At 64.6% G+C, this 16478-nt stretch carries 19 protein-coding genes; 8 read left to right on the top strand and 11 right to left on the bottom strand.

What is annotated here, in order from left to right; genetic code table 11:
• Nucleotides 1–2: 2 nt before the first annotated feature.
• On the bottom strand, nucleotides 3–1445 hold the full coding sequence (locus ACQ4WZ_RS12690) for a coniferyl aldehyde dehydrogenase (protein WP_436573574.1): 1443 nt from the start codon (nucleotides 1443–1445) through the stop codon (nucleotides 3–5).
• Nucleotides 1446–1592: 147 nt separating this feature from the next.
• On the opposite strand from ACQ4WZ_RS12690, the gene trxC reads away from it, so the two are divergent.
• The 5 genes from trxC to ACQ4WZ_RS12665 all read left to right on the top strand — a co-directional run bounded on the left by trxC (nucleotide 1593) and on the right by ACQ4WZ_RS12665 (nucleotide 4405).
• On the top strand, nucleotides 1593–2045 hold the full coding sequence (trxC, locus tag ACQ4WZ_RS12685; RefSeq protein ID WP_436573573.1) for a thioredoxin TrxC: 453 nt from the start codon (nucleotides 1593–1595) through the stop codon (nucleotides 2043–2045).
• A 70-nt stretch (nucleotides 2046–2115) separates the two neighbouring features.
• Entirely contained in the window at nucleotides 2116–2637 is a 522-nt protein-coding gene (locus ACQ4WZ_RS12680) for a MarR family winged helix-turn-helix transcriptional regulator (RefSeq protein ID WP_436573889.1), read from the top strand.
• Complete coding sequence (locus tag ACQ4WZ_RS12675; RefSeq protein ID WP_436573572.1) at nucleotides 2634–3380, top strand: HEAT repeat domain-containing protein; 747 nt, start codon at nucleotides 2634–2636, stop codon at nucleotides 3378–3380. The genes ACQ4WZ_RS12680 and ACQ4WZ_RS12675 overlap by 4 nt, the downstream gene beginning before the upstream one ends.
• Nucleotides 3381–3404: 24 nt before the next feature.
• The gene (locus ACQ4WZ_RS12670) at nucleotides 3405–3737 is read left to right on the top strand and encodes a DUF6616 family protein (protein WP_101480641.1); all 333 of its coding nucleotides are present in this window, start codon (nucleotides 3405–3407) and stop codon (nucleotides 3735–3737) included.
• Between the two features lie 62 nt (nucleotides 3738–3799).
• Nucleotides 3800–4405, top strand: coding sequence for a DUF1287 domain-containing protein (locus tag ACQ4WZ_RS12665; RefSeq protein ID WP_436573571.1), 606 nt, complete (start codon nucleotides 3800–3802; stop codon nucleotides 4403–4405).
• On the opposite strand, the gene pdxR is transcribed toward ACQ4WZ_RS12665, so the two are convergent.
• Nucleotides 4362–5846, bottom strand: coding sequence for a MocR-like pyridoxine biosynthesis transcription factor PdxR (gene pdxR / locus ACQ4WZ_RS12660; RefSeq protein WP_436573570.1), 1485 nt, complete (start codon nucleotides 5844–5846; stop codon nucleotides 4362–4364). The two genes, ACQ4WZ_RS12665 and pdxR, sit on opposite strands and share 44 nt — an antisense overlap.
• A gap of 103 nt (nucleotides 5847–5949) precedes the next feature.
• Here pdxR and ACQ4WZ_RS12655 point away from each other — a divergent pair, with 103 nt between their 5' ends.
• Together ACQ4WZ_RS12655 and ACQ4WZ_RS12650 are read left to right on the top strand one after the other, a co-directional pair.
• Nucleotides 5950–6390, top strand: coding sequence for a carboxymuconolactone decarboxylase family protein (locus ACQ4WZ_RS12655; RefSeq protein ID WP_101484462.1), 441 nt, complete (start codon nucleotides 5950–5952; stop codon nucleotides 6388–6390).
• A 79-nt stretch (nucleotides 6391–6469) separates the two neighbouring features.
• A complete protein-coding gene (locus tag ACQ4WZ_RS12650) occupies nucleotides 6470–6784 on the top strand; it encodes a hypothetical protein (RefSeq protein WP_436573569.1) in 315 nt (104 codons plus the stop codon).
• Between the two features lie 80 nt (nucleotides 6785–6864).
• Here ACQ4WZ_RS12650 and ACQ4WZ_RS12645 read toward each other — a convergent pair whose 3' ends face one another.
• Entirely contained in the window at nucleotides 6865–8040 is a 1176-nt protein-coding gene (locus tag ACQ4WZ_RS12645; RefSeq protein ID WP_101480644.1) for a multidrug effflux MFS transporter, read from the bottom strand.
• A 189-nt stretch (nucleotides 8041–8229) separates the two neighbouring features.
• Between ACQ4WZ_RS12645 and epsC the strand changes: the two genes are divergently transcribed.
• Nucleotides 8230–9168, top strand: coding sequence for a serine O-acetyltransferase EpsC (gene epsC / locus ACQ4WZ_RS12640; protein WP_101480645.1), 939 nt, complete (start codon nucleotides 8230–8232; stop codon nucleotides 9166–9168).
• Between the two features lie 68 nt (nucleotides 9169–9236).
• Here epsC and ACQ4WZ_RS12635 read toward each other — a convergent pair whose 3' ends face one another.
• The 8 genes from ACQ4WZ_RS12635 to ACQ4WZ_RS12600 form a co-directional block, all read right to left on the bottom strand.
• Nucleotides 9237–9716: an META domain-containing protein gene (locus ACQ4WZ_RS12635; protein ID WP_166674818.1), complete on the bottom strand. Its 480-nt coding sequence runs from the start codon at nucleotides 9714–9716 to the stop codon at nucleotides 9237–9239.
• 85 nt (nucleotides 9717–9801) lie between these two features.
• Nucleotides 9802–10710 (bottom strand): subclass B3 metallo-beta-lactamase, encoded by a 909-nt coding sequence (gene bla, locus ACQ4WZ_RS12630; RefSeq protein ID WP_436573568.1) that lies wholly within the window; start codon nucleotides 10708–10710, stop codon nucleotides 9802–9804.
• A 65-nt stretch (nucleotides 10711–10775) separates the two neighbouring features.
• Entirely contained in the window at nucleotides 10776–11561 is a 786-nt protein-coding gene (locus ACQ4WZ_RS12625; protein ID WP_436573567.1) for a hypothetical protein, read from the bottom strand.
• A gap of 76 nt (nucleotides 11562–11637) precedes the next feature.
• Entirely contained in the window at nucleotides 11638–12372 is a 735-nt protein-coding gene (locus ACQ4WZ_RS12620; RefSeq protein WP_436573566.1) for an ABC transporter ATP-binding protein, read from the bottom strand.
• Nucleotides 12373–12387: 15 nt separating this feature from the next.
• Nucleotides 12388–13218, bottom strand: coding sequence for an ABC transporter permease (locus ACQ4WZ_RS12615; RefSeq protein ID WP_101480650.1), 831 nt, complete (start codon nucleotides 13216–13218; stop codon nucleotides 12388–12390).
• 6 nt (nucleotides 13219–13224) lie between these two features.
• Nucleotides 13225–14214 carry an aliphatic sulfonate ABC transporter substrate-binding protein gene (locus ACQ4WZ_RS12610; protein WP_436573565.1) on the bottom strand — a complete coding sequence of 330 codons (990 nt, stop codon included), beginning with the start codon at nucleotides 14212–14214 and terminating at the stop codon, nucleotides 13225–13227.
• Nucleotides 14215–14241: 27 nt separating this feature from the next.
• Entirely contained in the window at nucleotides 14242–15639 is a 1398-nt protein-coding gene (locus ACQ4WZ_RS12605; RefSeq protein ID WP_436573564.1) for an LLM class flavin-dependent oxidoreductase, read from the bottom strand.
• A gap of 3 nt (nucleotides 15640–15642) precedes the next feature.
• Complete coding sequence (locus tag ACQ4WZ_RS12600) at nucleotides 15643–16470, bottom strand: MetQ/NlpA family ABC transporter substrate-binding protein (RefSeq protein ID WP_101480653.1); 828 nt, start codon at nucleotides 16468–16470, stop codon at nucleotides 15643–15645.
• Nucleotides 16471–16478: the final 8 nt, after the last annotated feature.

Raw genomic sequence — 16478 nt, 5'->3', positions numbered from 1 at the left:
CATCAACGCGTCAGGAAGGCCAGCACGCGGCTGGCCAGCTGGCCATACGGCGGCCACAGCAGTTTCAGCGCGCTGTAGCGGGCCTGGTAGAACACGGGCCGCAGCTTGCTGAAGGTGTGGAAACCTTCCACGCCATGGTAGTGGCCCATGCCGGACTCGCCCACGCCGCCGAAGGGCAAATCGTGCTGGCCCACGTGGTACAGGGCATCGTTGACGGATACGCCGCCCGACATCACCGTGTCGATCAGCAGTTGCACGGTATCTGCCTGATTGCTGAATGGATAGATGGCCAGCGGGCGCGGCCCCGCGTTGATGCTGTCGATCACCGTGTCTAGGGTCGCATAGCCGCGCAGCGGCAGGATGGGGCCGAAGATTTCGCGCGTCAGCAGCACGCTGTCCTCGGGCGCATCGAGCACGATGTGCGGCGCGATCTTGCGCGTGGCCCGGTCGTAGGCAGGCCCTGGCAGCAAGGGAATCACTTGTGCGCCCTGTTCCCGCGCTTCGTCCAGCGCCTGCAGCAGGCGCTCAAAGGCGGCCTCGTCGATGATGGAGGTGTAATCGGGCGTATCCAGCCGCGGGTAGCGCGTGGGCATGATCTGGCGCGCGTGTTCGACGAAGGCGGCGATGCTCGCTTCGGGCAGCCAGGCGTGGTCGACGCTGGTGCAGATTTGCCCCGCGTTCAGGTATTTGACAAACAGGATGCGCTCGGCGGCCGTGCGCAGGGGAAAGTCTGCGCAGACGATGGCCGGCGCCTTGCCGCCCAGTTCCAGGGTGACGGGGCACAGATTGCGCGCGGCTGCCGCCATGACGGCGCGGCCCGTCTGGCCGGACCCCGTGAACAGCAGGTGGTCGAACGGCAGCTGTGAAAAAGCCATGCCCACGCCGCCTGTCTCTTCAAAAAACTGCAATTTTTCCGGCGGGAAGTAGGCTGGCATCTTCTCGATCAGCAGCCGGGCCAGGTGGCGCGAGTTTTCGCTCATCTTGACCATGGCACGGTTGCCAGCGGCAAAGATGTAGGTCAGGGGAACCAGGCTCAGGTTCACAGGAAAATTCCACGGCACGATGACGCCCACCACGCCCAGCGGCTGGGGAAGCACGCGGTTGCGGGCGCCCAGGAAATTGCGCCAGTCCACGCCACGGCGCTGCGGTTTCATCCATTTTTTCAACTGTTTCAGGACATGGGCGATGCCGTCGATGGCGGGAAAGATCTCCGCCAGCAAGGTTTCGTGCCGGGAGCGGTTGCCATAATCGGCGCTGATCGCCTCGCACAGCGCCTCTTTATGGTCCTGGATGAAGCGCTGCAATGTTTGCAAGTCGCGCTTGCGCTCGGCAAGCGTGGGCACGGGGCGGGCCAGGTAGGCTGCATGCTGCAAGGCCAGGGCGGCGGCGAGTTCTGCGTGAGCTGGCTTGCTGCTCAAATCCATGTTTTCTGCGACATCGGGCATTGTTTTCCTTGGCTGGCCGGGCAATGTGCGCGCCGTTCCAGCGCACTATAGTGGAGTATTGGCAAATGCGCCGCCAGCGTGCCGACGGCGCTGCACGATACACCGTAAAATGTTCGGCAACTGTACGCCACCCTTTCCAGGAATGCCATGACCTCGACCACGCCAGACTCCCTGCACATCGTTTGCCCCCATTGCGACGCCGTCAACCGCCTGCCGCCCGCCCGGCTCAACGAGCAGCCTAGCTGCGGAAAATGCCAGAAAGATTTATTTACAGGCCAGCCCGTGGATCTGGCCAGCGCCCGTTTTCTCAAGCATATCGAGCGCAGCGACATTCCCGTGCTGGTGGATTTCTGGGCGCCCTGGTGCGGCCCGTGCCGCAGCATGGCGCCATTCTATGTCCAGGCCGCCAAGACACTGGAGCCCGCGTTTCGCGTCGTCAAGGTGAATACGGAAGCGTCGCCGGATCTGGGCAGCCGGTTCAATATCCGCAGCATTCCCACCCTGGCCCTGTTCTCGCGTGGCGTGGAAGTGGCGCGCCAGCCGGGCGCCATCGATGCGCAAGCCATCATCGCCTGGGCGAGGGATAAAGCCCGCCTTTGAGCCGCTAGGCAAACCATCATGGTTTTCCATTTGACATTTAGTATGGCGCCATATTATATTGCGCCATATGATAAAGCTCGAACAGAAATACACGGCCCTGCTGGGCGACGTGCAGCGCCGCGCCAGCGGTCTCGACATGACGCAGTCCACGGCGCGCCTGCGCCTGTGCTTTGAAGTGCTGGGCCTGGCATCGGCCATCGATGGCGATTGCGCCACGCGCCTGGGGCGGCATGGCTTGTCAGAAGGCAAGTTCGTGCTGCTGTCCCTGCTGCGTGACGTGCCCGAAGGACTCTCGCCGCACGCACTGGCCGAGCAGGCTGGCGTGACGCGCGGCACCATCACGGGCTTGCTCGACGGCCTGGAGCGCGACGGTTTTCTGGCGCGCCACGCGGACCAGTTTGACCGGCGCAAGCTGCTGGTGCGCCTGAGCACCAAGGGGGAAGCTGCCGCCTCCACCCTGGTCGATGAGCACGCGCAATGGATCGCCAGTCTGTTTGCCGATTTCTCGGCCGAGGAAATGCAATTGTTGAGTTCGCTGTTGGAAAAAGCCTGGCGCAAGACGGATAAAGGTGAAATGCAGGGTGCATCATGAGCCGCGGCGTCGCCGATGTGACTGCGGAGCGCCTGGCCCTGCTGAACGGGGGAAGCGTGGCCAGCGCCACCCTGACGGAAGGGCTGGCCATCGATTTTGCCCAGTTGCTGGCTGCTGCCGTACCCGCTATCGGCGCCATCCGCCTGGACCGGATGCGCGCGCAGGCCGCTGAGGGCATCACCCGGCGCATGGCCTTGGCGGCGCAATTGCTGCTGGAGGCCAACGTTGACCTGGCGAAATTGCAAGGCCATGCCTCCGACACGGTGCGGGGCTGGGCCTGCTTTGCCATCGCCGCCCAGGCGCAATGGTCCTTGCCGCAACAACTGGCGGCCATGCGGCCGCTGGCCGACGATGGCCACTTCGGCGTGCGTGAATGGGCCTGGCTGGCGCTGCGGCCCCATCTGGCGGCGAGTCTTGATGACGCCATTGGCCAGCTGGCGCCCTGGACGGCGGACCCGTCGGAAAGAGTGCGCCGTTTTGCCTGCGAAGCGCTGCGCCCGCGCGGCGTGTGGTGTGCGCATATTGCACAGCTAAAAGAAGAGCCGCAGCTTGCCTTGCCCCTGTTGCTGCCCCTGCGCGCCGACCCGGCCGTCTACGTGCAGGATTCCGTGGCCAACTGGCTCAACGATGCGGCCAAGAGCCAGCCGGAATGGGTGCGCAGCCTGTGCGCGCAATGGTTGCAGGAAAGTCCCGACGCCGCCACGCAACGCATCTGCAAGCGGGCCCAGCGCTCGCTGGCTTGACAATTGATTACCCAAGGAGAAAGCATGCATTATTTGTTAGAGCTGTACAGCCCGAAACCCGCCTGGCTGGTCCTCGATGGCGCCGCGCGCCAGGCGTATTTCGACACGGTGGGCGCCGGCATGGCGGCCTTGTCCGGCACTGGCGCCGAAGCGCTCGCCATGGGCGCCATCGACGGCGGCAAGCTGCATGCCGCTGCCCAGCAATTTTATGCCGTCTGGCGCTTCCCGGACGAGGCGGCGCTGGACGCTTTGCTGGCCGGCATCGCCGCCACGGGCTGGCATGATTATTTCGACACCGTCAATGCGGCTGGCCCGGCCGTGGATTTTCCTGGCCACCTGGCGCAGCTGGCCGCCTAAGCGTCCGACGTTTTTCTTGCCGCTGCGGTAAAGTTGGCATTTCCATCCGACCATCGACGTTGATGCCAACCAAACTGCTCTCCCTTCTGCTTCTTGCGCTGGCGCCCATGCTGGCCTCGGCAGCCCCTGCTGCCACCCCGCAAGCCCTCGTCGCCGCTGCCCGCAGCCAGGTGGGCGTGACCCTGCAGTACGACCCGCGCTACGAACGTCTCGCCTACCCGGGCGGCGACGTGCCGCTCGAGCGGGGCGTATGCACGGATGTGATCGTGCGCGCCTACCGCAAGCTGGGCCAGGATTTGCAGGTGCTGGTGCATGAGGACATGCGCAAGGCCTGGCAGGTGTACCAGCAGCAGGGGCGCTGGCAGATGAAGGGGCCGGACCGCAATATTGACCACCGCCGCGTGCCGAACCTGGGCACGTTCCTTACGCGCCACGGCACCAGCCTGCGTCCAGCCAAGGAAGCGAACGCTTACCGCGCGGGCGACATCGTCACATGGCGCCTGCCGCGCAACCTCACGCATATCGGCATCGTCAGCGACAAGCAGTCATGGAGTGGCGTGCCGCTCATCATCCACAACATCGGCGAGGGCGCGCGCGAGGAAAATATCTTGTTCAGTTATCCCATCACGGGGCATTATCGTTGGCAACCCGGCTTGCAAGCCCGCTGAGGGGCAGCGGTGCCATCTCTTGCAGGATCGCCAGCACCTTGGCCAGCGCCGTGTCGATATCGAGCCTGTCGATGGCGCCATAGCCGAGGAACAGGCCTTCATGGCGGGCGGGGCCATCGTAAAAGCCGGATAGCGCATACAAGCTGATGTCGGCCAGGCGCGCGCGGCGCAGCAATTCGGCGATATCGAGCGGCGCCTGCGCCAGCGCCGCCACATGGAAGCCGGCGCTGGCCGGCACCAGGCGGAACCATGGCGACAACGGACCGTTGAACCAGTGCTGCAGCCGTTCGCGCCGCCCTGCATAAATGTCGTGGCAGCGGCGTATGTGGCGCAGCAAATGGCCGTCCAGGATGAACTTGGCCAGCGCATGCTGGCCCAGGCTGGCAGTATGGCAGTCGCTCAGGTACTTCACTGTCTGCATGGCAGCCACGATGGCTTGCGGCAGCACCACATAGCCCAGGCGCAATTCCGGCAGCATGATCTTGGAAAAGCTGCCTACATGCGCGACGACGCCGTAGCGGTCCATGCTTTGCAGGGAATCCTCGGGCCGGCCTTCATAGCGGAAGGCGCTGTCGTAATCGTCCTCGATGATGATGGCCCCCAACTGCCGGGCACGCTCGAGCAAGGCATGGCGGCGCGCCATGCTCATCGGCATGCCGAGTGGAAATTGATGCGCGGGTGTGACATAGATCAAGCGCGTGCCGTCCGGGATTTGCGCGACGATGAGGCCATCCTCGTCCACGTCGACGCCCACCACGCGCGCGCCCTGGCTGGCGAACACGGTGCGCGCCACGGGGTAGCCGGGTTCTTCCACGACAACCGTGTCGCCCGCCTCCAGCAGAGTTTGCGCCAGCAGCTGCAAAGCCTGCTGCGCGCCGCTGGTGACGAGTACCTGTTCCTCGGTGCAATGGATGCCGCGGCTGAAGGCGGCATGGCCGGCAATCGCCGTGCGCAAGGCGGGCAAGCCTTCCACTGGACCGTAGCGGCCGCGCGCCTGTCCATCCTGGCGCAGCGCGTGCAGCATGCAGGCGCGCCATTCATCTTGCGGGAAGTGCGCGGGCGTGGCGCGCCCGCCGATGAAGGCGTAGCGGGCGGGCGTTTCCTGGCTGGCGTGGCGCAAGGGTGTGGGCGTCGCTTCCCAGTGGGCGATGCGCTGCGCGCTGGCCAGCGGCGTGCTGGCGTGGCGGCGCTGCGGCGAGGCACGCGGCGTCTGCACGAAGCTGCCCACGCCCACTTTTCCTATGAGCAGCTTCTCATAGCCCAGCTTTTCATACACGTCGGACACCGTCTTGCGGGACAGTCCCAGCTGGCTTGCCAGCAGGCGCGAAGGCGGCAATTGCTGGCCGTCGGCCAGGCGGCCCGAGCGGATGGCTTCGCTGAGCTGGCGATACAGCTGGCCGCCCAGGTCGCGCGTGCCGTCGATCAGGATATGTAATTCCATGGGGTATCTGTGGGTGGTCTGCCGTTTTTCGGCAGGATTGGCCTGCCGCGCGCTGTTGGTGCGCTTCTACAATGGCGCATCTTTCATTATCAAGGAATGCATCATGACACAGCAACGACTCGATTTTACACAAGCTTCGCCAGACGCCGTCAAGGCCATGTACGCGCTGGAAGCGGCGATTGCCAAGCTGGGCGTGGAACACTCGCTGGTCGAGCTGATCCGCCTGCGCGCCTCGCAAATCAATGGCTGCGCCTTTTGTGTGGACATGCACACGAGCGACGCGCGCAAGGCGGGCGAAACGGAGCGCCGCCTGTATGCCGTGTCCGTCTGGCGCGAAACGCCGTTCTTCACGCCGCGCGAGCGTGCCGTGCTGGCCTGGACGGAAGCGCTGACCTTGCTGCCGCAGAATCATGCGTCGGACGAAGACTATGCGGCGCTGGCGGAGCAATTGACGCCGGCGGAAATGGTCAACGTCACCCTGGCCATCGGCGCCATCAATACCTGGAACCGCCTGGCCGTGGGTTTCCGCAAGATGCCCGAATAACTCTGTGTTCGTTCGCGAACAGACGCCTGGCATGTCTTTGCGTAGTCTGGCAAGATGATTGATCAGCCAGGGAGCAGCCATGCAGGTACATATCGGAGAAGGCGTCGAGAAGACGCCGGGGCAGCAGGAAGTAGCACTGGAAGAGGTGCGCCGTGAATTCATTACTGAACTATGGCGGCGCTTTGAAACTTTGCAGGAATGGGCCGTCAGCCACTGGCCGGACCAGCAACATCCTTTGAGTTCCGCCGATTTCGTCGAATCGCGCAAGGAAATCTTGAGTTTGCGTTCGCCGGCCGGGCCGTTGAACCAGCCGGCCGCGCGCGATGCGGCCGAGCCGGCCCCGGAGCAGGGCGGGGCGCAATATCTGGATGTGACGCCAGCACCGTGGCCGTAGGTTGGATTAGGACCGAAGGGCCGTAATCCGACAACGTGGTTGGCGGGTGATGTCGGATTACGCGCTTGCGCTAATCCGACCTACGCTTCAGCCTTACCCTGCGCAAAGACCCAGCACAGCAAACTCACCAGCAGTCCCGCCATCACGCCATACGCCAGATTGAGCGCGCTGTCGAACAGCAGCGGCGCCACCAGGCCCGAGACCAGCGCAAACAGCAGCATCTGGATGAACGACTGCATCGACGACGCCAGGCCGCTATTGTTGGGGAAGTGGTTCAGGGCCATCAGTGTCATCGGCGGCATGGCGATGGACAGGGCGAACGAGTAGAAGAACAGGGGCAGCACGGCCCATGGTACTTCGGCGGCAAAGAAGTAGTTGTAGCCGATGTTGGCCAGTGCGGCCACCAGCATCAATATGAAGCCGGCCCAGATCATCTGGCGCTGGCTGTAGCGGTGGGCGATTTTCGCCGACAGGGCCGAGCCGAACACCATGCCGCTGATCAGGGGAATGAACAGCCAGGCGAATGCCGTTTCCGGCAGGTGCAGGATGTTGATGATGAAGTAGGCGGCCGAGCCGATGTACAGGGCGAAGCCGCCAAAGGCGGCGCCGATGGCCGTGGACAGCAGCAGGAACTGGCGGTGGCACAGCACTTTCCAGTAATTGACGGCGATGTCGCCCAGATGGAAGGCGTGGCGCTGCTCCTTCGGCAGGCTTTCCGGCAGCGCGCGCCAGACGACGACGAACATCAGCACGCCGAAGGCCGTGAGGAACCAGAAGATCCAGCGCCAGCCCAGGCCCACCTGCAGCCAGCCGCCCAGCACGGGGGCGATGGCCGGTGCCAGCGCGAACACCATCATGATGTGCGAGAGGATTTTTTGCGCGGCGGCGCCCGAATAGCGGTCTTGCACGATGGCGCGGCCGATGACGGAACCGGCGCCTGCGGACAGGCCCTGCAGCACGCGCCAGGCCAGCAGCCAGCCCAGCGACGGCGCCAGCGCGGCGCCCACGGAGGCGATCACATACAGCACCAGCGACACGAGGATCACGGGACGGCGGCCGAACGAATCGGACAGCGTACCGTAAAACAGCATCATGAAGGCGAACGTGAACAGGAAAAAGCTCAGGGTTTGCTGCACCAGCAGGGGGCTGGCATTGAAATCGTGCACGATGGCGGGGAACGACGGCAGATAGGTGTCAATTGCAAGCGGTCCGACCATCGCCAGGCCCGCCAAAATCCATGTTAATAATTTAGTCATGTTAAAGAGTGTTTTTGTTAGCCCGACATTTTACGCTAGTGGCAACAATCGGGTTTGGCGCCGCCGCTGTTTGCCATCCTTATGCGTTTTTCGCATATGGAATCTTGAAATTCTTCGTTTGAATCGTGATGCCTGGCCGCTAAGCTTGGGCGACCCGGCTTGTTTGCCGTTTTCTGGAAGTGATACGCCATGCACAGTATTTATCCCGCAGCGCCCGCTGACGACACGGCCCAGTGGAATCTGGGGCCCGTGATCCAGGCGCTGCGCACCTCGCGCGAAGACAAGCACAAGATCCGCCATAACGGCAGGGTGCGCGAACTGCCGTCGCGTGAAGCTTTGACCACCATCGTCAACGGCCTGTCGGCGGCCCTGTTCCCCACGCATTACGGGCGGCCCAACCTGACGGATGAAAGCATCGACTATTTTGTCGGCGACACGCTCAACACCACCCTGAACCGCCTCAGCGAACAGGTGCGGCGCGGCCTGCTGTTCTCCGTCCCGGCTGGCGATGAAGAGGGTGGTGCCAGCGACGATGCGGCGCTGGCGCAGCAGGCGCGCGACATCACACGCGCCTTTGCCGCCAGCCTGCCCGATATCCGCGCCCTGCTGGTGTCGGACGTGCAGGCCGCTTACGCGGGCGACCCGGCCGCCACCTCGGTAGCTGAAATCATGCTGTGCTATCCGGGCACTATCGCCATCCTGTACCACCGCCTCGCGCACCGCCTGCACGCCCTGGGTGCGCCGTTCCTGGCACGCCTGATCGCCGACATCGCGCACACTTTGACGGGCATCGACATCCATCCGGGCGCGCACATCGGCGCGTCCTTCTTCATTGACCATGGCACGGGCGTGGTGATCGGCGAGACGGCCATCATCGGCCAGCGCGTGCGTCTGTACCAGGCCGTCACCCTGGGCGCCAAGCGTTTTCCTGCGGATGCCAGCGGTGCGCTGATCAAGGGTACGCCGCGCCACCCCATCGTCGAGGACGACGTGGTCATTTACGCGGGCGCGACCGTGCTGGGGCGCATCACCATCGGCGCGGGATCGACCATCGGGGGGAATGTGTGGCTGACGCAAAGCGTACCGCCTGAGAGTAACGTATCGCAGGCGCAGATGCGCAACGACTAGGTACTGCGGACCGGAAAAAGCCCATAGTCAAGGCTGGGGTCAGACCCGGCGGGTCTGACCCCACAGTTTTACTTCACCGTCAGCGCTTCATAGCGTGCCACGGCCGCGCCATCCTTCAGCAGCAGCAGTTCCTGGTCGGCGTAGCGGTAGCCATTGACTTCGCCCAGGGTGGTCAAGAGCAGGCGCTCGAGGTCCATGTCCTGCGGCTGGCACATCATCATGGTGCCGGCCAGCTGCGAGAAGGCCAGGGTGCTGACGCCATCGCTGGTGTAGCCGCCCATCATCTGGTTGCAGCCGCTGTGGCCACTGGCGCGGCCTTCGGCCAGCTGCAGGGTCACCTCGCGCTGCTCGGGCGCCTTGCGGACCACTTGCTTGCCCTTCAATTCCTTCAGCTTCCATTGCGTGCCCGTCAGCTTCGGTGCCGGCTTGGCAGGCGAGGTGGCGCCTGGCGCGGCGGCGGCAGCGTCGCTGCGCACGGGCGTTTGCGCGCAGCCGGCGGTGATGGCGACGATGGCGGCGAGGGGGATCAGTCTGGCGAGTTTGAACATGGCATTTCCTTCTTGATGTGAATGGCGCCAGCGTAGCAGATTGGCGGCACGCCAGCGTGCACGGTTGACAAGTTCAATGGCAAGCTTACTGCTGTTTTTCCTGGTCCAGACGAGAGTCGAGCAAGGTGCGCGCCGCCGCCACGTAGGCGCGGCAGGCCTGCGGATCGACGAAGGCATCACTGCCGCCCGTGGCGCTCGCTTCCAGTCGTTCCCACAATTGCGACGCCTCCGGATGCGCCGAAATGAGCACGTCGCAGGGCAGTTTTCCCAGGGTCTCGAAGCTGTGGCGCAAGTCCGCCAGGGCGTTCGGATACTCACTGCTGGCGCTGAACTTGAAACCGGGGCGCGAGACGGCGTTGATGCTGTCCGCGTAGACCATGTTCAGGCAGCGGGGGCCGTCGCACGATTGCCACGTCCAGCTCAGGCCACCGGGCGTGTGCCCTGGCGTGGCATGCGCCGTCAGGTAGACGGGGCCGACATTGAACTGGCTGCCGTCGCGCGCCAGGCGCATGTCCTTGACGGGCGGATATTTGGGCAGCGCATGGTATTGCGGGTCGTCCGGGCCCACTTCGCCCGACGCCAGGTCCAGCGCGGCCGACGGGCTGGCCGCCACCAGCGCATTGCTGCGCCGCTGCAGTTCGGCCAGGCCGCCCGCATGGTCGATATGGCCGTGCGAATTGAGGATCAGCTTGACGTCCTCTATGCGAAAGCCCAGCGCGCCGATATTGGCGATGATCTTGGGCGCCGATTCCGGCAAGCCGCCATCGATCAGCACATGGCCCTGCGGCGACGTCACCAGCACGGAACTGAGGCCTTTCACGCCCACGTAATAGGTATTGCCGAAGAGGCGGAACGGTGCCTGGTCGGCATTCCAGGTGGCGCAGACTTCGCAGCCCGGCGTTGGCGGCGTGGCTGGAGCCGGTGTTTGCGCCTGGGTGCCGGGGCTGGCCAGCAGCAGGGCCAGGACCAGCGCGCGTGGTGGTGTGAGGGACATTGCGATCCTTATCCGTATTGCCAAGGTGGCCTATGCTGACATGGAACGGGGCTGGACGCAAACGCTCACGGGGAGGCTGGCGGGGTGCCGGCGGCATCCTGCTGGTAGACCAGTTCGATCAGGGTATCGTCCGCATAGCGGGTGTCGCCGATGGGAGCGAGAAAGGAGCGCCCCTCTTTTTCCACCTTCAGGGCGATGCGTTGCTCGCCAGCGAGCAGGGTGGCGCTGGCGAGCGGCGCATCGCTGCGGGTGCCCATCTTGAGCTGTTCGGCGGAGCACCAGTCGGTGGTGCGCAGCAAGGTGCCGACCAGGGTGCGTACCCAGAACGGGATCTCTTTCTTGGCGATGGCGATCATCACCTGGCATTGCAGTCGCAGGTCGCCCAGGCGGCGCATGCCGGCCGGCACGCCGTCGCTCTGGATGGCTGGCTGCCAGCGATACTGTCCCTTTTTCTTGTTGGTGATCAGGTCCGCGTCCTCGCTGTCGGCCTGCGCGCTGCGCGGCAAGGTAAAGCTGCCGTCGGCTGACAGGGGCACTGCAATCGAGGTTTCGTTGCCGGCGATGCGCAAGGCCAGGTCCCGCATGGCGTCGGCCGGGGCGCGGCTGCCCGCGACCAGCTTGAAGCGCACTTCGCGCGCTGTCGGCGCCAGCGCATGGTGTTCGTCGAAGGCATCGAGGCCAGCCGCCATCACGCGGTACGATTTCAGCTCCGGATTGCGGATGCTGTTGATGTGGATGGACTGGCTGGTGTCGGCCGGCGCTTCGGCTGGGGTATCCGCCTGCGTGTCGGCGTGCGCCGCGATGTGACTGGCCGCCAGGATGGCGAGGATGGGAAGGAAAGGAAGGTGCACGTAGTCGCCTGTTTGTTTATAACATGGCAAGCTAACATGAATGACAAGGCTTGTCACTGGCGGCGGTGCGCAAGCTTCAGATCGCATGCGCGGCGTGCAGTTCGCCGAGGATGGCTTCCTTCAATGGGGCTTGCGCCGCCGGCGTGCGCAGGCGCGGCCGTGGCGCGGCCACGTCGTAACGGGCGCGTGGCGGTCCGGCGTGGGTGTCGAGCATGACGATGCGGTCGCTCAGGTACAGCGCTTCATCGATATCGTGCGTCACCAGCAGCACGCTCAAACCATGGCGCGCTGCGACGGTGGCCAGCAGGTCTTGCAGCTTCATGCGGGTAAATGCGTCGACGGCGGAAAACGGTTCGTCCAGCAGCAGGATGCGGGGTTGGCCAAACAGGCCGCGGGCAATCGCCGCCCGCTGCGCCTGGCCGCCCGACAGCTGCTTGGGCAGGCAGTGTGCGTGGCCTTGCAAGCCCACTTCCTCCAGCAATTGCGCGACCCTGGGATCGTGTTCGCCACCAGCACTGAGGCCGAAGGCGATGTTTTGCGCCACTGTCAGCCAGGGAAACAATCGCGGTTCCTGGAAGATCAGGCCGATGTCAGCTTGAACCCCCGCCAGCAGCTTGCCGTCGAGGCGCAGGGCGCCGTGATAGTCCGTATCGAGACCGGCTACGATCGATAGCAGGCTGCTCTTGCCGCAGCCGCTGGCGCCGATCAGGCTGACGATTTCGCCCTGGCGCAGCTGCAATTGCAGATTGTGCAGCACGCGCCGCGCGCCATAGGATTTGTCACGGATGGCAATGTCAAGCAGGGCAGTCATGCGTGGGTGCTTTCGTCAGGGAGTGGCATAGCTGTCGCGCCACGCGAGCAAGCGGGTTTCCAGGCGCTGCATCAGGCTGTCGCTGGACTTGCCCAGCACGGCCAGCAGCACGATGGCAGCAAGCACGATGTCGGCACGGCTCGTTTCGCGCCCGTCGCTGAGCAGGTAGCCGAGGCCCTGGCTGGCGGCGATCAGTTCGGCCGCCACCATGAACATCCAGGCCAGGCTCAAACCGTTGCGCAGCCCCGTGAAGATGGCTGGCAGCGCGGCCGGCAGCAGCACGCGCCACGCCAGCGCAGGGCGGCTCAAACGGTACATGCGGGCCGCGTCGATCAGCTTGCGGTCCACGTCGCGTATCCCCGACGCCACGCCCATGTAGACGGGGAAGAAGGCGCCGACGCCGATCAGCACCAGTTTCGGCGCTTCATCGATGCCTAGCCACAGCAGCAGCAAGGGCACCCAGGCCAGCGAAGGAATGGCACGCAGGGCCTGGAAAGTGGGGTCCAGCAGCGCCTCCATTGTGCGGTTCAGGCCCACGGCCGCACCAATGACAATGGCCAGCAGCGCGCCGCCGGCAAAGCCGATTGCCACGCGTACGGTACTGGCCAGCACGTGGCCGGCCAGGCCCTGGCGCACCAGCTCGGCGATGGTGGCGGCGATGTCGCTCGGCGCCGGCAGCAGGTTGGCAGGGATGGCGCCCGTGCGTACGCCCACTTCCGCCGCCAGCAGTGCCAGCGCGGGCAGCAGCAGGCCAAGCGCCGTGCGCGGCAAGGGCTGGCGAAAGAGCCTGCGCCGGACGCCGGTGTCGTGGGCCGATGCTGGAGCGGCGAGCGTGTTTCTGGCCATGATCGCTTACGCCTTGCGGATGAACGGCTGGGCAAAGCGCGTGTCGACCAGCTCTGCGATGGCGCGGTTCAAGTCGGCACCTGGCTTGATCAGCGCTTCGTCGACGAGGATGGGCGCGGCCACCAGCAGGGCCTTGACGTGTTCGTTCGATGGCTGCGGATTGCTGAAGTCACTGCGCAGTTTTACCTGCAGCAGCGCCACCGGAAGGCTGACCTTGGCTTCTTCCGACAGGATTTTCGCCGCTTCGGCCGGATTTTCGCGTATCCAGGCGCGGGCCCGTTCGTAGGCCTGTATCACCTTGCCGACTTCGGCGGGACGGCTGGCCAGGAAGTCCTCCCGCACGTTCAGGAAACCGTAGGTGTTGAAGGCCACGTTACGGTAGATCAGACGCGAGCCAGCTTCCAGTTCGCTGGCGGCCATGTGCGGATCGAGGCCGGCCCAGGCATCGACCTTGCCTTGCTCCAGCGCCGCGCGGCCATCGGCATGCTGCAGGCTGACCTGTTCTATATCGCTGCGTTTCAGGCCCGCAGTCTTCAATGACCGCAGCAGGAACAGATATGGGTCGGTGCCCTTGGTGGCGGCCACCTTCTTGCCCTTCAAGTCGGCGACGCTGCGGATGGGGCTATCCTTGCGCACCACCAGCGCCGTCCATTCTGGGCGCGAAAAAATGTACGGCGCGCGGATAGGGTTGCCATTGGCGCGCGCCAGCAGGGCGGCCAGGCCGGCGCTCGAGCCGATGTCGATGCTGTTGGCGTTCAGGTATTCGAGCGCGCGGTTGCTGCCCGCGCTGAGCACCCACTTGATGCTGGTGCCATCCGGCTTGAATGCTTCTTCCAGCCAGCCGAAGCGGCGCAGCACCAGGCTGGTGGGCGAATAATAGGCATAGTCGAGGCGCAACTCCTTCAGGGGCGCTTGCGTGGCTGCGCGGGTGAAGCTGGGCAAGGCGGCGAGGGCGGTGCCGCTGGCTGCCAGTTGCAAGATGGTTCTGCGTTTCATGGTGTCCTTGGATGTTGGGGAGAAGGGTCAGGCCGCCAGTGCAGAGGCGGGCGCGGACGCGGGGACGATGCTGACCTGGCGGCCCGCATGAGCAGCGGGCAGGCGCGGACCCTGGCCGAAGACCTTGTGGCGCAAGCTGCCTTCCTCATATTGCGTGCGGTAGCGGTCGCGCCGCTGCAGCTCCGGCACGATGTGGCGCACCACGTCGGCCATGCTGTCATGGGCCACGGCAAAGGCCAGATTGAAGCCGTCGATGCCCGTCTCGTCCAACCAGCTTTCCAGCTGGTCGGCCACCTGGCGCGCATCGCCCACCAGCACCGGACCGCGCCCGCCGAGGCCGATGTATTCGGCAGCCTCGCGCACCGTCCACGTGCGATCCGGGTCGGCCTGGCTGAACGAGGCCAGCGCCGAGCGGCCGGCCGGGGAATCGATGTAGTCGATAGTGGCGTCGAGCGGATAGCGGCTGAAATCGACGCCCGTCCAGCCGGACAGCAGTACCAGCGCCGCCTCGATATTGATATGGCGCAGATATTCGGCGTGCTTGGTGCGCGCTTCTTCTTCCGTGGCGCCCGTGATGATTAGCGCTTGCGCGTAGATCAGCAGCGCATCGCCATCGCGTCCCGCCAGTCGCACGGCGGCGCGCAAGTCGTCGGCGTAGCGCTTCACTACCGTCTTGCTGGGGCCACTGACAAAGGTGGCCTCCGCATGGCGCGCCGCGAAGCGCGTGCCGCGCGGCGAGGTGCCCGCCTGGTACAGCAGCGGCGTGCGTTGCGGCGACGGTTCGCACAGATGGATGCCGGGCACCTGGTAGTGGCGCCCGGCATGGTTGATCGGATGTACTCGGGCCGGATCGGCGTAGATGCCGCGCACCTTGTCGTTGACGACGGCATCGTCGTCCCAGCTTTTTTCCCACAGCTTGTAGACGACCTCGAGGTATTCATCGGCCAGGTCGTAGCGTTCGTCGTGGCCCAGTTGCTGGCTCAAGCCCAGGTTGCGCGCCGCGCTATCGAGATAGCCGGTGACGATATTCCAGCCGATGCGCCCGCCCGTCAGATGATCCAGGGTGGAGATGCGCCGCGCGAACGTGTACGGATGTTCGTAGGTGAGGGCGCAGGTGACGCCGAAACCCAGGTGCGTGGTGGCCTGCGCCATGATGGGTACGAGCGCCAGCGGATCGTTCAGCGGCACCTGCACGCCGTGTTCCAGGGCCGCATCGAGGCTGCCCCGGTACACGTCATACACGCCCAGCACGTCGGCCAGGAATACCGCGTCGAACAGGCCCGCTTCCAGCAGCCGCGCCAGTTCCGTCCAGTGCTGCGGGTCGGTATAGCGGTGGCTGCGGTCGCGCGCATGCGTCCACAGTCCCGGCGACTGGTGGCCCACCGTGTTCATCTGGAAGGCGTTGAAGCGTATCGACTTGGCCATGGCTTATTTCGCGGCCGTCTGCAAGGCTTGCTGGTAATCGGGTTTCGAGTAGCCGGCAAAGTGCTTGTTGGTGATGTCAAGGAATTCGCGCGAACGGTAGGCGGCCGCCAGGTCTTTCGCGAACTGCTTGTCCTTGTCCGCCGTGCGCACGGCCACCAGGTTGATGTAGTTGGGCGAGATTTTCTCGGCCACCAGCGCGTCCGTCAGCTTCAGTCCCGACGCCAGTGCGTAATTACCGTTGATGAAGGAGTAATCGGTGTCGCCCAGGGAGCGTGGCAGCTGCGCCGCTTCCAGCGGCAGCAGCTTGATTTTCTTCGTGTTGACGGCGATATCCTTTTCCGAGGCGCGCACGGGGTCGAAGCTGGCGCGTAACTTGATCCAGCCCAACTGGTCAAGCAGCACCAGCGCGCGCGCCTGGTTGGTCGGATCGTTCGGCAAGCCCACCGTCGTGCCTTCCTTCACCTCGTCCAGGCTCTTGTGCTTCTTGCTGTAGATGGCGATCGGCGCCGTGGGTATCGTGATCAGGTCGGTCAGGGCCAGCTTGTGTTCCAGCGCGAATTTCTTCAGGTAGACGATGTGCTGGAACACGTTGGCGTCCAGCGAACCTTCGGCCAGCGCGAAGTTCGGCTGGATGTAGTCATTGAATTCCACCAGCTTGACCTTGTAGCCCTGTTTTTCCAGGATAGGCTTGATGCCCAGCTTGATCTGGTCCGCGTACGGGCCGGCGCTGGTGCCGATGGTGATGTCTTTCGGCCCTTTCGCGTGGACGAAACCGCTGGCCAGAGCCAGGGTCAGGGCGGTGAGGAGGATGCTGCGGCGGGCGATGGTCATGTTAACTC

The sequence above is a fragment of the Janthinobacterium darwini genome, from assembly GCF_051380905.1.
Taxonomy (GTDB): Bacteria; Pseudomonadota; Gammaproteobacteria; order Burkholderiales; family Burkholderiaceae_D; genus Janthinobacterium.
This window is presented reverse-complemented; position numbering and strand designations above follow the sequence as displayed.

What these genes read in the sequence shown, in the direction of transcription:
- ACQ4WZ_RS12635 (WP_166674818.1), bottom strand. Translation starts at nt 9,716, where the DNA reads ATGTTCAAACTCGCCAGACTGATCCCCCTCGCCGCCATCGTCGCCATC.
- pdxR (WP_436573570.1), bottom strand. Translation starts at nt 5,846, where the DNA reads ATGGAATTACATATCCTGATCGACGGCACGCGCGACCTGGGCGGCCAG.
- ACQ4WZ_RS12615 (WP_101480650.1), bottom strand. Translation starts at nt 13,218, where the DNA reads ATGGCCAGAAACACGCTCGCCGCTCCAGCATCGGCCCACGACACCGGC.
- ACQ4WZ_RS12605 (WP_436573564.1), bottom strand. Translation starts at nt 15,639, where the DNA reads ATGGCCAAGTCGATACGCTTCAACGCCTTCCAGATGAACACGGTGGGC.
- epsC (WP_101480645.1), top strand. Translation starts at nt 8,230, where the DNA reads ATGCACAGTATTTATCCCGCAGCGCCCGCTGACGACACGGCCCAGTGG.
- ACQ4WZ_RS12650 (WP_436573569.1), top strand. Translation starts at nt 6,470, where the DNA reads ATGCAGGTACATATCGGAGAAGGCGTCGAGAAGACGCCGGGGCAGCAG.
- bla (WP_436573568.1), bottom strand. Translation starts at nt 10,710, where the DNA reads ATGTCCCTCACACCACCACGCGCGCTGGTCCTGGCCCTGCTGCTGGCC.
- ACQ4WZ_RS12645 (WP_101480644.1), bottom strand. Translation starts at nt 8,040, where the DNA reads ATGACTAAATTATTAACATGGATTTTGGCGGGCCTGGCGATGGTCGGA.
- ACQ4WZ_RS12600 (WP_101480653.1), bottom strand. Translation starts at nt 16,470, where the DNA reads ATGACCATCGCCCGCCGCAGCATCCTCCTCACCGCCCTGACCCTGGCT.
- ACQ4WZ_RS12690 (WP_436573574.1), bottom strand. Translation starts at nt 1,445, where the DNA reads ATGCCCGATGTCGCAGAAAACATGGATTTGAGCAGCAAGCCAGCTCAC.
- ACQ4WZ_RS12610 (WP_436573565.1), bottom strand. Translation starts at nt 14,214, where the DNA reads ATGAAACGCAGAACCATCTTGCAACTGGCAGCCAGCGGCACCGCCCTC.
- ACQ4WZ_RS12665 (WP_436573571.1), top strand. Translation starts at nt 3,800, where the DNA reads ATGCCAACCAAACTGCTCTCCCTTCTGCTTCTTGCGCTGGCGCCCATG.
- ACQ4WZ_RS12675 (WP_436573572.1), top strand. Translation starts at nt 2,634, where the DNA reads ATGAGCCGCGGCGTCGCCGATGTGACTGCGGAGCGCCTGGCCCTGCTG.
- ACQ4WZ_RS12655 (WP_101484462.1), top strand. Translation starts at nt 5,950, where the DNA reads ATGACACAGCAACGACTCGATTTTACACAAGCTTCGCCAGACGCCGTC.
- ACQ4WZ_RS12670 (WP_101480641.1), top strand. Translation starts at nt 3,405, where the DNA reads ATGCATTATTTGTTAGAGCTGTACAGCCCGAAACCCGCCTGGCTGGTC.
- ACQ4WZ_RS12620 (WP_436573566.1), bottom strand. Translation starts at nt 12,372, where the DNA reads ATGACTGCCCTGCTTGACATTGCCATCCGTGACAAATCCTATGGCGCG.
- trxC (WP_436573573.1), top strand. Translation starts at nt 1,593, where the DNA reads ATGACCTCGACCACGCCAGACTCCCTGCACATCGTTTGCCCCCATTGC.